The organism is Chryseobacterium sp. 14P4.3.2 (assembly GCF_057799275.1).
Window position 1 is genome coordinate 574,801 of record NZ_JBYOKO010000001.1, and the last position, 14,653, is coordinate 589,453.

The following is a 14,653-nucleotide window of genomic DNA, read 5'->3' on the forward strand; positions in this document are numbered from 1 at the left end:
ATTATAATTATCGAATATGATAAAGAGGTTTTTTATTCTATCCAGTTTATTTATGGTTTTGGGAGTTTCAGCCCAGAAATCACATACGGTTGTACAAGGTGATAACCCTTACAACATTGCAAAAAAGTATGGAATAACTGTAGATGAATTGCTGAAGCTAAACCCAAAGCATAAAGATGGTAAGCTGGCTATTGGAGATGTTTTAACTGTAAAATCAGATAAAGCAGTTACTCCTGTAGTTACAAAAACAGTTGTTGCTGAAAAGGCAACTCCCAATGCTTCCGTTGGTAAAATTGTTTTGCAGCCAAAACAAACGATCTACGGAATTACCAAGCAATACCGAATTTCTGAAACCGATCTGAGAAAACTGAATCCTGAATTGGATACTCATATGAAAATCGGGGATGAGATTACACTACCTCTTGCAAGTATCAAAAAATTCGGAGGCAGCCAGCAGCCTGTAGCAACAGAAAAACCTGTAGAGGTTCCCGTTGAGAAAGTTGTAGCAGCTACCCCTGCTGTAGAAGGAGAAACTTATGTGATCCAGGCTAAAGATAATTACTACAGAATTACAAAACAGTTTGGAATCAGCCAACAGGATCTTTACACTTTAAACCCAGGTTTGGAAGAGAAAGGATTAAAGCCTGGAGATTCCATCAGAATAAAAAAATCAAATACTGAGACCGTTACCCCTACTGATGTGCCTGCTGTAAATCCAAAAGCAAAAATGGATTCAGGAAGCGACAAATCATCTACTTCTTCCAATGTAGTTGTGGGGGATGATTACGTAACGTATACTGTTCAGCAGGGAGATACCGTTTTCTCTATTGTTAACAGATTTGGTATTTCAATCGATGAACTGATTGCTCTTAACCCGGACCTTTCACATGGTTTGAAAACCGGAATGGTTTTAAAAATCAAAAAGCAGGATCCGGCATATAGTAAGAAAAACGGAGATGCCTTAAGCGTAGTACTTATGCTACCATTTGGATATAGTACGAACGAAACACAGTACAGAGCAATGGCACTTGACTTCTTGACCGGTGCTAAACTTGCTATCGAAAGAAATGCAAGAGGCGGGCAAAAATTGGATATCAAGATTGTTGACTCTGGAAATGAAGCATCTTTCAAAAGTTCTTTAACCCAGATTAATCCAGATAATACAGATTTGATTATCGGTCCATTCTTCAAATCCAACGTCATAGACGTTCTGGACTTTACAAAAAATCAAAAAATCCCGGTTGTAGCACCATTTGCCAACACTCCGGAATTATATAACTATAATAATCTTATCATCGTTGAAACGAACAATCAGACCTATGCTGATAAGATCGTAGAAGAAGTAAAAGGAATCTATTCTAACCAGAAAATATATGTAGTGGCAGACGCTAAGAAAGAAAACGCCAATTACATCAAAGCTGGTCTTGAAAAAGCAGTGAAAAATGCTGATGTTGTAATCGTTAATTCTCCGGCTGATATTCAGCTGGACCAAAATATGATGACGGGACAGTCTGCACCGGTAATTGCCATTCTTGCGAATGATGACAATAACGCTGGAGATGCTTTTGCTACAAAAATAATTGCACTTTCGAAAGAAGTACAGGGGGTGAAAGCTTTCAGTATGTTCTATTCTCCGGTTTTCGAAAAGAGAGTAGATGATTTGAGCCAGGCAAGTTTGGTTTATCTGATGGATAGAAAAATCAATACTGATGGTAACTTTGAAAAAGAAATCTTGGCGGCATATAAGAGCAAATACTGCAAAACACCTCCTAAATATGCAATAGTAGGATTTGATGTAGTCAATGATATGCTGACCAGAGAAAATAAAAAAGGCGAAATCTTTAAGCAGATGAATAAAGTGCAGACTCAGCTTGCAACAAAATTTGAGTTTGTAAAATCAAAAGCTAACGGAGCTTATGTGAATACCGGTTACAGAGTAATTAGATTAGTACCTTAAATCATTTATAGCTTTTTCAAAGAATATTCTTAACATTATAGTTATATTTGCATAATATTTAATTCAATACATGAAAGCACTTGTATTTCCAGGGCAGGGTTCTCAGTTCGTAGGAATGGGAAAAGAACTGTATGATTCTAGAAAAGATATTAAAGATCTGATGGAATCTGCCAATGAAATTTTAGGTTTTGATATTCTTTCCATTATGTTTAGCGGAGAGGATGCTGATCTTAAAAAAACAGAGGTTACCCAGCCTTCAATATTTATACATTCAGTAGCAGCATTAAAAGCAGTAAACGGTTTAGGAGCTGAAATGGTAGCAGGACACTCTTTAGGGGAATTCTCTGCATTGGTAGCAAATGGCGTTCTATCTTTTGATGATGGACTGAAATTAGTATCCGAAAGAGCTAAAGCAATGCAGGAGGCTTGTGACGCAAATCCAAGTTCTATGGCCGCTATTTTAGGATTGGAAGATGCTAAAGTAGAAGAAATCTGTGCTCAGATTAGTGGAATCGTAGTTCCTGCTAACTATAACTGCCCGGGGCAATTGGTAATCTCAGGAGAAACACTGGCAGTAGAAGAGGCTTGTGCAAAATTGAAAGAAGCCGGAGCTAAAAGAGCACTATTGTTACCTGTAAACGGAGCTTTCCATTCACCATTGATGCAGCCGGCACAAGAAAGACTGGCAGCAGCTATTGAGAAAACAAAGTTCAGAAAAGCAACTATTCCTGTATATCAGAATATCACGACTACAGCAGTAACCAATCCTGATGAGATCAAGCAGAATTTGATCGCTCAGCTTACAGGTCCCGTAAAATGGACGCAGTCTGTTCAGAATATGATTAAGGATGGTGGCTCAAACTTCATTGAAGTAGGACCGGGAAAAACCCTGCAGGGATTGATCAAAAAAATTGACGGATCAGTAGAAGTTGCTTCTGCAATCTAATAAAAAAATATGAACGCGATATTTTCACCGGGCAAGCTTATGCTTACTTCAGAATATTTCGCAATCGACGGAGCTCTTGTCTTAGCGGTGCCAACCAAGCTGGGACAAGAGTTTTTTTTTGAAGAAAGAAACGATGAAAAATCCCTTATCTTCTGGGAAGCATATCATCAAAATACACTATGGTTAACGGCTGTCATCGATTACAAAGAATGGCAGATCCTGGAAACCAATATACCATCAAGCGCTGAATTTATTGTAAAGACATTAAAGAATGTTCAGCAGCTTTCTCACAGTAAATTCAAAAATAACTTTAGTTACCATTTAAGAACAAACCTGCAGTTTCCTGCAGACTACGGTTTTGGAAGCAGTTCTACTTTAATGAACAATCTTTCTGAGTGGGCAGATATTGATCCCTTCCACCTTAATACTATAAGCCTTGGAGGGAGTGGATATGATATTGCCGTTGCAAAAGAAAAATCAGCAGTGCTTTTCCGTAATAAACCTGAAATAAAATACGAGAAGATAGATTTTAACCCTTCCTTTAAAAATGAACTGATTTTTATTCATTTAAATCAGAAGCAGGATAGCAGAGAAGGAATTAACTTTTACAAGTCAAAAAAGAAGTCTCCGGAATTGATTGCTGAATTTTCAGATATCACAAAGAAAATTTTGTTATGCAATGAATTGGAAAGTTTTTCTGAATTAATTTTGATTCATGAGCGAAAAATTGCTGATTTTCTTGATATTTCCACAGTTAAAGAAAAGGTATTCTCTGATTGCCCGTCTTTTGTCAAAAGTTTGGGTGCATGGGGTGGCGATTTTGTAATGAGTGCCAAATTTGGGGGCTATAAAGACTATTTTTTGGAGAAAGGTTTTGCAACTATTTTTGAATGGAAAAATATAATTGATTTATAATCAATATTTTACAACCCTGTTTTTTTATTTGTCATTCTGACTTATATCAGTATATTTAAACCACCTTTAACAAATAATTAATATTATTTTTGTTGAAGTCAATAAAGAAATAGAAAATATAAGTAAAATGAAAAACACTAAAATCATCCAGGATTTAGAGAAATTAGGGATTAAAGGAAACTATGAAGTAGTGTATAACCCTTCTTACGAAGAATTGTACCAGGCTGAAGTTTCTCCTGAAAATCAAGGATTTGAGAAAGCTGAGCTTACAGAATCTGGCGCGGTATCAGTAAAAACAGGAATTTTCACAGGTCGTTCACCTAAAGACAGATATATTGTTCAGGATGATGTTACAAGAGATACAATTTTCTGGGATGGTAAAGTAAACTTACCTACCACAGCGGAAATTTTCGGGTCTTGTAAAGAACTAGTGCTGAATCAGCTTGCTGAAGCTAAGAAAATTTATGTTGTAGATGCTTTCTGTGGAACCAATGCAGATACAAGACTTAAAGTAAGATTTATTGTTGAAGTAGCATGGCAGGCACATTTTGTGACTAATATGTTTATTCGCCCTTCTCATTATGAGCTTGAAAACTTTGGTGAGCCGGATTTCACAGTAATCAACGGGTCTAAAACTATCAACCCGAACTGGGAAGCTCAGGGGTTGAATTCCGAAAACTTTATCATGTTTAACCTTACTGAAAAACTACAGATTATTGGTGGTACCTGGTATGGAGGCGAAATGAAGAAAGGAATGTTTGCAATGATGAACTATTACCTTCCGTTAAAAGGTATGGCCTCAATGCACTGCTCTGCAAACGTTGGAGAAAAAGGAGATGTAGCTTTATTCTTTGGTCTTTCCGGAACAGGAAAAACTACTTTATCTGCAGATCCTAAAAGATACCTTATCGGTGATGACGAACACGGATGGGATAATAACGGAGTATTCAACTATGAAGGAGGATGCTACGCTAAAGTAATTGATTTATCAGAAGAAAAAGAACCGGATATCTTCAGAGCCATCAAAAGAGATGCACTTCTTGAAAACGTTGTTGTTAACAATGGAGTAGCAGATTATACAGACGGTTCAATCACGGAAAATACAAGGGTTTCTTATCCTATTTATCATATCAATAAAATTGTACTGCCTTCTAAAGCAGGTCATGCTAAGAAGATTGTTTACCTTTCAGCAGATGCATTCGGAGTACTTCCTCCGGTTTCTATCCTTAATGAAGATCAGGCACAGTATCACTTCCTTTGTGGCTATACGTCTAAATTAGCGGGTACTGAAAGAGGGATTACTGAACCTCAGCCATCTTTCTCACCTGCATTTGGGGAAGCTTTCCTTACACTACACCCAACAATGTATTCTAAAACATTGATCGGTAAAATGCAGGAGCACGGAGCTAAAGCATATTTAGTAAATACAGGTTGGAACGGAACGGGTAAGAGAATTTCTCTGAAAGATACAAGAGCAATTATTGATGCAATCATTGATGGTTCTATTGATAATGCTCCTAAAACTCAGGTTCCGATTATGAATCTTGAAATTCCTACTGAACTTCCAAACGTTTCTGCAGGTATTTTAGATCCTAGAGATACTTATGAGACAGCTTCAGAGTGGGAAGAAAAAGCCAGAGATCTGGCTTCAAGATATATCAAGAACTTTGAGCAGTACTGTGATACTGAGGCAGGAAGAAAATTGATCGCTTCAGGACCTCAATTGCAGGAACAGACTACTTAATAAAATTCCTTATAATACATACAAAAGCCTCATCACTGATGAGGCTTTTTTAATATTTCTGGCAATGTTCAATCAGTTTGTTCTGGTCATCCAGTTTTTTTATTGTTGATTTGATTGATTCTTCACTCAGATTTTTGATGATGATAAAATGGCTGGCGGAGAAATAATAATCATTGTCCAGGATCTCATCTACATATTTCGGAGTGGTAAAAGTCAACCAATATTTTTCTTTATCTGTGAACTCTATGGTTACTTCTATCTCATCAGATTCAGCGTTGTCTATCTTGTCATCAATATGGATAGAAAGAATTTCAGGTTCTTTATTAAGACTAAAGTAGTATTTTGAATACCACTTCAATTTATTTTCATCATTAAAAACCCTAATATTCTCATCATTTATTTTCTGAATAACATAGGATTTTCTTTTTGTTAATTGATTAGAATAGACGCCGACAGAATTACAGAAAATTTCATCTTTTACTTTCATGGATTATTGTATTACTGATACATAAATATCTGAGTAGACTCTTGCTAAAATGAACTCTATAAATTATTGCAGACTTAATAAAGCCAGCCTGTACCCATCCATTCCAAATCCTGATAATACAGAATCTGTGCAGGCTGCCGTAACAGATTTCTGTCTGAATTCTTCTCTTTTGTAAATATTACTGATGTGAACTTCTACTTTACGCTTTTGAATATTCTTTAAACAATCTGCTATAGCATATGAATAATGAGTGAAAGCACCGGGATTGATAACAACCGCGTCAAAATCATCTTCCTGAAGCCTGTTGATAAGCTCGCCCTCAATATTGGATTGATAATATTTCAATTCATGAGAAGGAAATTCTGATTTTAGATTTTCCAAGTAGCTTTCCATAGAAACTGTTCCGTAGATTTCCGGTTCTCTGGTTCCTAAAAGATTAAGATTAGGTCCATTTATAATTAAAACTTTCATTCTATAAAATTAAAAAGTTTTTTCAATTAAAGATTAAAAATTTCTTATAAGCTTCATTTTTATTTCTTGAATTATTAATAATGATATTTATCATATTTATTAAAATCATAATTCGGTAAATGTTCTGTTTTAGTGAGTTTTATAAAATCTTATGTTAATTTTTGAAAAATTATCATGAAAATTTAATAAGTCTACTTGTTTTGTAGACTAAAAGTTTATAGCTTTGCAACCATATTTCGATCGGCTTATAAAGAAAGATGGAGGGAACTGACCCTGCGAAATCTTGACAACCTGCTATACGTAAGGTGTTACATTCAGCCTATAAAGGAAAAATAAGCATTTGGTTTATCGTATTTATCGATGCCCTTTGCTGTCTTTTCTGCAAGGGGTTGATTTTTAATATTTGATAAACAAAATTGATTATGATTAATAAAACTTTATTTAATTCTAAAATTTGGATACCGCCAGTAGCTGTATTTTTCTTAGGAATTGCAAGTGTAAGCGGGCAGACTTCCAGGTTGAAAAAAGATACGCTCCGTGAAAAGGAGATTGATGAAGTAGTGGTAGTAGCATACGGAAAGGCTAAAAGAAACAGCTATACAGGTTCAGTAGCAACTATTTCCAGTGATAAAATTAACAATAGACCTGTAACCAATATTACCAAAGCTCTGGAAGGACAGGTAGCGGGGGTTCAGGCAACAAGCGCTTCAGGGCAGCCAGGGGCTATTTCTACAATCAGAATCAGAGGAATTGGATCAATCAGTGCTTCCAGTGATCCACTTTATGTAGTGGATGGAATTCCTTTTGATGGAAACCTAAACTCTATAAGTCCAAGTGATATTGAATCCATAAGTGTTTTAAAAGATGCTACAGCAAGTGCTTTGTACGGATCCAGAGGAGCAAACGGAATCATTATCATTACTACGAAATCCGGGAAAAAAGGCGAAGCTAAAATTAACTTTAATATAAGCCAGGGGTTCTCCGGAAGAGCAGTAAAAGATTATGAGCAGGTGAATACGGATCAGTATTTTCAATTATACTGGGAAGCTTTGAGAAACGGATATCAATCCGGTAAAATATCTTCACAGCAGGCCGGCCAGATGGCAACTGATAATCTTGTTTCAACCCTTGGGATTAACCCTTACGGAGCAAGTTATCCGAAACCGGTAGGGATGGACGGGAAACTTTTGCCGGGAGCATCACCTCTATGGAATGATAACTGGAGAGATATCCTGCAAAGAGTAGCTTCCAGAAACCAGGTAGATCTGGATATTAGCGGTGGAAGTGAAAAAAGCAATTATTTCTTTTCCCTCGGATATCTGGATGATAAAGGAATGGCCATTGAATCAGGATTTAAAAGGTATAATACAAGATTAAAGATTAATTCTGAAGTGAAAAAATGGCTGAATGTTGGGGTGAACTTAAGTTACACAAACAGTGTTCAGCAGGCTCCTACCTCTTCAGATTCCAAGGCAAGTAATATTATCAATGCGGCACGGTTCATTCCTTCATTCTATCCTTATTATGAAAGAAATGCAGATGGGTCATATGTTGTAGATGCAGCGGGAAACAGAATTTATGATTTTGGAAAATACAGACCAACCAATGCTCTTCAGAATCAGAATGCTGCAGCAACTTTACCGTTGGATAAAAACGAAAATCAGGAAGATAATTTTTCTGGTAAAGGATTCCTTGATTTTACATTCTTACCTGAGCTAAAGTTCAAGACCAGTTTTTCTGTTGATCTGGTTAATTATAATGGACATTATTACTCAAACCCGCTTCTTGGACAGGGAGCTGAGATCGGAGGCTCGGTAACGAGAACCAATAGCAGAACACTTTCTTATACAACGAGTAATATTCTGACTTTTGATAAAAAATTTGGAAAACACCATGTGAATGCTTTGGCAGGACATGAGTTCTACAAATACGATTACCAGACCATATCCGGTACCAGAAGCCAGTTTTCTCTGCCTTACTATTATGAGCCGGATGCGGCTTCTTTATTGGGAAGTTTCAGTGGAAACAGTAATAAATTAAGTTTATTGAGTTTCCTTGGAAAAGTAGAGTATGACTATAACAATACCTATTTCCTATCTGCTTCCGGAAGGGCGGACAGTTCTTCGAGATTCTCGCCGGATAACAGATGGGGGAGGTTCTGGTCTGTTGGAGGTTCATGGAAGATCTCAAATGAAGAATTTATCAAAAACCTGAACACCTTCAATCAGTTGACATTACGTGCAAGTTACGGTGGTCAGGGGAATGATAAGTTACTGCGTCCGAATGGGCAGCCTCTGTATTATGCCTATCAGGAACTGTACAGGTTCATCAGCCTTGGAGGAGAACCGGGAACAACTCTGGAGAAAACATCTACAAAGAACGTGAAGTGGGAAACCAACCTTAATTTAAATGTAGGGTTAGAGTTTGCCGTTCTGAATAACAGAGTTAAAGGAAATATTGAATACTTCGAGCGAAAAAGCCAGGATCTGTTGTTTAATATGCCTGTTGCACCATCATTGGGGATCAGCGATTATCCGGCAAATATTGGGACAATTAAAAATTCCGGATTCGAGTTCTCGTTATTTACTACCCCGATCAGGAATGATAATTTCCAGTGGAATGTAGATATTAACCTAAGTACTTTAAATAATAAAGTGACCAAGTTACCGGCAGGATCTCTTGTTGTAGGAACTAAACTTTTACGCGAAGGTGGTTCTGTATATGATTTCTTTATTCCGGAATGGGCAGGAGTAGATCCTAGCAACGGAAAGCCTCTATGGAAAACGATTTCTACAGATGCTAACGGAAATTCTGTGGAAGGAACAACATCAGAGTATTCAAAAGCAACAAAAATAATACAGGGTTCTGCGCTGCCTAAGCTGACTGGGGGAATCAGTACTAGTATCACTTATAAGAATATTGATTTTTCAGGGTTACTGACATTTAAAATAGGAGGGAAGATTCTCGATACCGATTATACTTCAATCATGCATAACGGAGGTGCCGGAGGACGTGCATGGAGTGCAGAAATGCTGAACAGGTGGACACCGGAAAATCCTAATACAGATGTGCCGGGATTGAGCACAACAACGAATAACTGGACGTCAACATCTTCGAGATTCTTATACTCAGGAACGTATGCAAGACTTAAAAATGTAAGCTTAGGATATACGCTTCCTGGTGATTATTTTGAAAAAATAGGACTTAAAAAGTTCAGAATTTATATTCAGGCGGAAAATCTTCTGACTTTCTATAAACATAAAGGAATGGATCCTGAGCAGGCACTGGACGGAACTACTTATTACAGATATCCTGCAATGAGAACGATCACTTTCGGTCTTCAGGCAACTCTTTAACTTTTAAAATTGAAACAATGAAACAATTAAAATATTTATCATTTGCTCTTGTCGGATTATGGTCGCTTACAAGTTGTGAAAATGATTTGGATACTGCTCCAACTGATCAGGCTAACAGTGTAGAAGTTTTTAAAACAGCAGAAAGTGCTGAAACAGTAGTGAACGGTACCTGGGCAAAATTTAATAACGACGGAACTACCTATGCTAACATTGGTTATTCAACTGTTTTAAGAGCAAGTGATGCCATGGGAAGTGATGTAGCGGTATTGACCAACAAATATGGATTTGCTTCTACCTATGCTTTTACAGAAATGGTGAACAGTACGGCGAGCCGACCGCTATTCATCTGGACAATGCTGTATTCCACAATTAATAATATGAATAATGTGATTGCAAGAATCGACGGTACGGAAGGAAGCCAGGATAAAAAGGATCAGGTAAAAGGCCAGGCAAAAGCATTACGCGCTTTCTGTTATCTGAATCTGGCGAGTTTTTACCAGTTCAGCTATCTGAAAGATAAAACAGCTTTAACGGCTCCGATTTATACGGAACCATCTACTACCGGTACCATAGGAAAGAAAAGAGCCAGTCTTGAAGAAATTTATGTATTGGTTAAAAGTGATCTTACAGAGGCAGATAACCTGTTGAAAAATTATACAAGAAACAATAAAGATAAAATTAACAGCTCTGTTGTGAACGGTCTTTTGGCAAGAACTTATCTGAATACCGGTGAATGGAGCAAAGCTTCAGCAGCCGCAAAAATTGCAAGACAAGGCTTTCCACTGATGGCTCCTGAAAAATATAAAGACGGATTCAATGATATCAACAATGCAGAATGGATCTGGGGACATGGGCAGACGCAGGAACAATCTGATGCAAGTTATGCATTCCATTATCTGGATGTGTCTTCATCGGGAAGTTATTATTACAGCTTTATGGCCGATCCTTACTTTAAAGATCTGTTTGATGCCAATGATATCAGATCCCAGTTATTTTCATGGGATGGCCTTAAAGGAAGGGAAGGGCTGCTGAGGTATGCTAAATTTAAATTTAAATCCACCCTTATTGCAGATATTGTATACATGAGAGCTGCAGAAATGTATCTGATCGAAGCTGAAGCCGAGGCCAGAAACGGAAATGTATCTCAGGCAGTAGTTGTTCTGAATCAGTTGAAATCAGCAAGAAATGCCAATATTTATAATGGTTCACTAGCACAGAATGCAGTAGTAGATGCAGTTCTGATCGAAAGAAGAAAAGAATTATTCGGAGAAGGTTTCTCCCTTTCAGATATTATCAGAACACAAGGGACAGTGGTAAGAAAACCGTTTGTAGATGCTGATGGCAAACCGATAAAAGTTCAGATAACGACACCGGATGGTACCGTGAAAACTGTAGATGGCAAGGGGCATTCTGTTCTTGATTTTCCGGATAAATCTGCTTTCACGCCCAACAGCAATTATTATTTATTCAGTATTCCACAGAGAGAATCTGAGAATAACCCTAATTTATAATACATCATCCAAATAATTAGATTTGATTTTTAGCCACTGCTTTTGCAGTGGTTTTTCAATATAGGTATTATGAGATTTGAGAAAAAGTAATACAAATACCACTCTCATCAAATAATCCATTTTCTGAAACAATAAAATCAAATTTTTTATCCGGAAACAAATAATAAAGTCTCATTTTCCAAAATTCCAGAATATATGATCCTATTTTCTTCTGAGTTTCTGGCTCATGAGATTTTAGGTCTTCCGAAAAATAAAAAAGATCCGATAGGGAAATGTTATTGATGTATCTTTCTTTTCCCTGTGGTGTATTATCAAATCTATTTTCATCATCATGACTGTAACCATTAAAATTTGAAAGTAGGTAGATGTTGCCATTGATTTGAATAAAAATCAGGGCTCACAGCCTTCATTAAAAATAATATTTGTTCGATTGAGAAAGTATTATATCCAATATAGGATAGCTCAAAGCTTAAATCACTTTTTGCTACAATCCCAGGATGTGTTTTCGGCATTTAAAATCTTAATTAATAGGTTTCCTGGATCTATAATAAACTAATGAATCAAAAGTGTGCATGAATTTTTTGAAATTTCTGGTTTTTACGGTATCTATATTCTCTTTTTCGTCAAGAAAATAGCGATAGTTTATTGAAAGAGATCTTTCATTTGTTCTCATTACAATAGTATCTCCAGGGGTAATGGAGTTTGCTTTTATCCCTATCTTTGTGTTATTATTAATAAGATAGATTTTATTTTTGTCAAAACTTTCTCTTAAAAAAGCCCAATCCTTATCTGTTAGTTTAAACCTGAGTGTGTCGGAAGTGTCAGACTCAGTCATAAGGTTTGTTGTATAAATATCGGTTCCGTTTATTGTAGAAAGATTTCTGCTGAATGTTTTAATTGAAATGTCTTTGGCCAGTACTTCTTTTTGTTCACAGGATAATACGGTGAAACAAAAGATGAAGAATAGAATTTTTTTTGGAGTAAATAAGTTCATTCGAATATTTATAGCTGTGATTTGAAATAAAAATAACGGTTTGTTCCAAATAAAATTGCTGTCGAAACATTGAAGAATCATCTAAGTTCTATTTTAAAACCACTTTGATCATATTAGACTTGATGGACTGAGTGTATAAGGACATTTGATTTTCAAAATTTACCAGCTTTTCACTGATGATTTTTGCGTCATACCTTAGCTTAAACTGTACTTTTTTCCCCTCGTATTTATTATGAAATAGATAATAATTGTCATTTTTCTCATAAACTGATTGGTGTTTTTTTAGAAAAATGAGCAAAGGAAAAGTAAACTCATGGGATTCATTCGGGTTTAAAATGAAAAAGTCTTTTTTTACTTTTTGATAATCAATTGGACTTTCGTGGTTTTGAGCCACTGTAATATTTTGTATATCGTATTTCCTTTTTTCCAATAAAGCAATACTGTCAAAATCATAAGCTTTATTAAGCGGTGTATTGGTTATCGTATTATACTGGTATAATGCAACTTCTTCCTTGCATTTATTTGTAAATCTTATATTTAAACTGTCATTTTTAGCCTGGTTAATTGTCATACTAATACAGCTTTCCTGAGATAAGATAACTGTAAACTGAAAAAGGCATAATAACAATAGTGCTTTTCTTAACTTCATTTCTTCGATAAAATTCCTATCCATTCTTGTCTGTAGGCAATATAAGAAGTTTTAGTGTATTAGAGTATATTTTATATTTATTAACTGTTTGAAAAACGGGAATTCTTCACCTTCTCATAGATAATTTGAATTAATTAACTTTGAGTAACATTTTTATATTCATCAATAATTTTCCAATGATTATTAATTTTCTCAAGCTTATATAATATGGTTGATTCATAGAAATTAATTTTATTAGTATAGTAACGTGATACAACTACATAGATGTATTTTCCGTCATTACTATAAATAGGAAAAGATATCTGACTTTTATACATCTCTTTTTTAATTTTGATTCCATGTAATTTATCTAAATCAATTTTTCCATTACAAAATACATCATTTTTAAGATTTATATTTAATGTTTTTTTTTCTAAATCAGTTAAATGCAAATCTTTAAAGCAAAAAGGTTCATCTTGCAAACAAGTTATCTCAATTTTATTAGTTTGAATAAAATCATTTAGAATTTCATATTCTTTACTGTTCTTTTTACAAGAACTTACTATTAATAAAAGACATATAGTCAGAATCGTCTTTGTTACTAACTTCATAATAATTGTTATTTAAAGTTTATATTTATCTTTTTATCCGTACCTATTAAAAGTTTTTTAATCGCTTCATTAAAATCATGATACCACATAGTATTAAAAACTCTATCTGGAATATGTTTAATCATATTCTGCCATCCATTATTATTAAGGAAATTGGTACCGCTTTCTTCAATATAGTAATGCCCGACATTATTAAGCCTGTTTTTATATTTAAAAGCAGGTTCGTCACTTTTAAATGAAATTGATTTTCCGCTAGCATCTGCAAAAGCTGACCAATCTAACCTAACATGATTTAATTCATGCTGAAGAACATAGGATAGTTGTTCTCTACTACTGAAAGCTTGATTAGAAAGGTAGATTTTAGATTTTATTTTTCCTGAAATAAAATCTTTTTTTGTTGTTGTCACTCCTAATGCTTCTATCTTTTCACCATTTTTAGAATAATATTCTATAAATCCTGTTTCCGAATTCATAGTTCCTCCCGGATTAGCTCTGTTATAAATATCACCGGAAGACAATCCACTTTGGTGCTCAAACTGAGATTTATAAAGCTCTCTTGCATAACTTCTATTACCAACAGGCGTTCCATCAGATAGAATATTCTCGTCTGATGCTTCCATATATGATGTTGTGGATTGGTTTGTTATAAAATAATTAACAGTATAACTTACAGCAGCCACACCGCCACTGATTACAGCCCCTTTCAATACTCCTTCAAGGAAGTTCTGTCCGGTAAGCAAAGCTGTTACCCCACCTGTTCCTGCTCCTACAAAAGCACTGCTTCCTACAGCCCCCCAGAAGCCACTGGCGCTGAATACCTGTCCCAGCCCGCCGGAGACACCTCCTGTGACTGCACCCATTAACAGAGCATTGGCAAAACCATTCCATTACCAGCTATTCATGACCAGTGCCTGTTTTGCATACATCCCTGCACTGATCAATGTTCCTACTACTGCTCCCCAAATGACCAGAGCAATATACGTTAGGAAAAATCCTGATACCTAGATAAATTACTCATTTTATGCTAACAGAT

General features: G+C 35.7%; 13 protein-coding genes and 1 riboswitch. Of the genes, 7 read left to right on the forward strand and 6 right to left on the reverse strand.

The window, feature by feature from the left end; all coding sequences use genetic code 11:
* Nucleotides 1-16: 16 nt before the first annotated feature.
* The 4 genes from AC27VX_RS02600 to pckA all read left to right on the forward strand — a co-directional run bounded on the left by AC27VX_RS02600 (nucleotide 17) and on the right by pckA (nucleotide 5,562).
* Entirely contained in the window at nucleotides 17-1,957 is a 1,941-nt protein-coding gene (locus tag AC27VX_RS02600) for a LysM peptidoglycan-binding domain-containing protein (RefSeq protein ID WP_488693721.1), read from the forward strand.
* 70 nt (nucleotides 1,958-2,027) lie between these two features.
* Complete coding sequence (gene fabD, locus AC27VX_RS02605) at nucleotides 2,028-2,903, forward strand: ACP S-malonyltransferase (protein ID WP_236857049.1); 876 nt, start codon at nucleotides 2,028-2,030, stop codon at nucleotides 2,901-2,903.
* A gap of 9 nt (nucleotides 2,904-2,912) precedes the next feature.
* Nucleotides 2,913-3,818 carry a GYDIA family GHMP kinase gene (locus AC27VX_RS02610; RefSeq protein ID WP_488693723.1) on the forward strand — a complete coding sequence of 302 codons (906 nt, stop codon included), beginning with the start codon at nucleotides 2,913-2,915 and terminating at the stop codon, nucleotides 3,816-3,818.
* A gap of 127 nt (nucleotides 3,819-3,945) precedes the next feature.
* Nucleotides 3,946-5,562, forward strand: coding sequence for a phosphoenolpyruvate carboxykinase (ATP) (gene pckA, locus AC27VX_RS02615; protein ID WP_300686649.1), 1,617 nt, complete (start codon nucleotides 3,946-3,948; stop codon nucleotides 5,560-5,562).
* Between the two features lie 49 nt (nucleotides 5,563-5,611).
* Here the strand turns inward: pckA and AC27VX_RS02620 are convergent, their stop codons facing one another.
* Complete coding sequence (locus tag AC27VX_RS02620) at nucleotides 5,612-6,049, reverse strand: hypothetical protein (protein WP_236857052.1); 438 nt, start codon at nucleotides 6,047-6,049, stop codon at nucleotides 5,612-5,614.
* Between the two features lie 63 nt (nucleotides 6,050-6,112).
* Nucleotides 6,113-6,520: a type II 3-dehydroquinate dehydratase gene (locus AC27VX_RS02625; protein ID WP_488693725.1), complete on the reverse strand. Its 408-nt coding sequence runs from the start codon at nucleotides 6,518-6,520 to the stop codon at nucleotides 6,113-6,115.
* A gap of 242 nt (nucleotides 6,521-6,762) precedes the next feature.
* A riboswitch (SAM riboswitch) is annotated at nucleotides 6,763-6,859 on the forward strand.
* Between the two features lie 83 nt (nucleotides 6,860-6,942).
* On the opposite strand from AC27VX_RS02625, the gene AC27VX_RS02630 reads away from it, so the two are divergent.
* Both AC27VX_RS02630 and AC27VX_RS02635 read left to right on the forward strand, forming a co-directional pair.
* Nucleotides 6,943-9,876: a SusC/RagA family TonB-linked outer membrane protein gene (locus AC27VX_RS02630; protein WP_488693727.1), complete on the forward strand. Its 2,934-nt coding sequence runs from the start codon at nucleotides 6,943-6,945 to the stop codon at nucleotides 9,874-9,876.
* 17 nt (nucleotides 9,877-9,893) lie between these two features.
* Nucleotides 9,894-11,387, forward strand: coding sequence for a RagB/SusD family nutrient uptake outer membrane protein (locus AC27VX_RS02635; protein ID WP_236857055.1), 1,494 nt, complete (start codon nucleotides 9,894-9,896; stop codon nucleotides 11,385-11,387).
* Nucleotides 11,388-11,907: 520 nt separating this feature from the next.
* On the opposite strand, the gene AC27VX_RS02640 is transcribed toward AC27VX_RS02635, so the two are convergent.
* From AC27VX_RS02640 to AC27VX_RS02655, 4 genes are all read right to left on the reverse strand, one after another.
* Entirely contained in the window at nucleotides 11,908-12,381 is a 474-nt protein-coding gene (locus tag AC27VX_RS02640) for a hypothetical protein (RefSeq protein ID WP_236857056.1), read from the reverse strand.
* Nucleotides 12,382-12,469: 88 nt separating this feature from the next.
* The gene (locus tag AC27VX_RS02645; RefSeq protein WP_300686639.1) at nucleotides 12,470-12,952 is read right to left on the reverse strand and encodes a hypothetical protein; all 483 of its coding nucleotides are present in this window, start codon (nucleotides 12,950-12,952) and stop codon (nucleotides 12,470-12,472) included.
* Between the two features lie 212 nt (nucleotides 12,953-13,164).
* Nucleotides 13,165-13,620, reverse strand: a complete 456-nt coding sequence (locus AC27VX_RS02650; protein ID WP_236857058.1) for a hypothetical protein — start codon at nucleotides 13,618-13,620, stop codon at nucleotides 13,165-13,167.
* An 8-nt stretch (nucleotides 13,621-13,628) separates the two neighbouring features.
* Entirely contained in the window at nucleotides 13,629-14,480 is an 852-nt protein-coding gene (locus tag AC27VX_RS02655) for a VIT1/CCC1 transporter family protein (protein ID WP_236857059.1), read from the reverse strand.
* Between AC27VX_RS02655 and AC27VX_RS02660 the strand changes: the two genes are divergently transcribed.
* Complete coding sequence (locus AC27VX_RS02660) at nucleotides 14,467-14,625, forward strand: hypothetical protein (protein WP_236857060.1); 159 nt, start codon at nucleotides 14,467-14,469, stop codon at nucleotides 14,623-14,625. The genes AC27VX_RS02655 and AC27VX_RS02660 overlap by 14 nt on opposite strands.
* Nucleotides 14,626-14,653 lie beyond the last annotated feature (28 nt).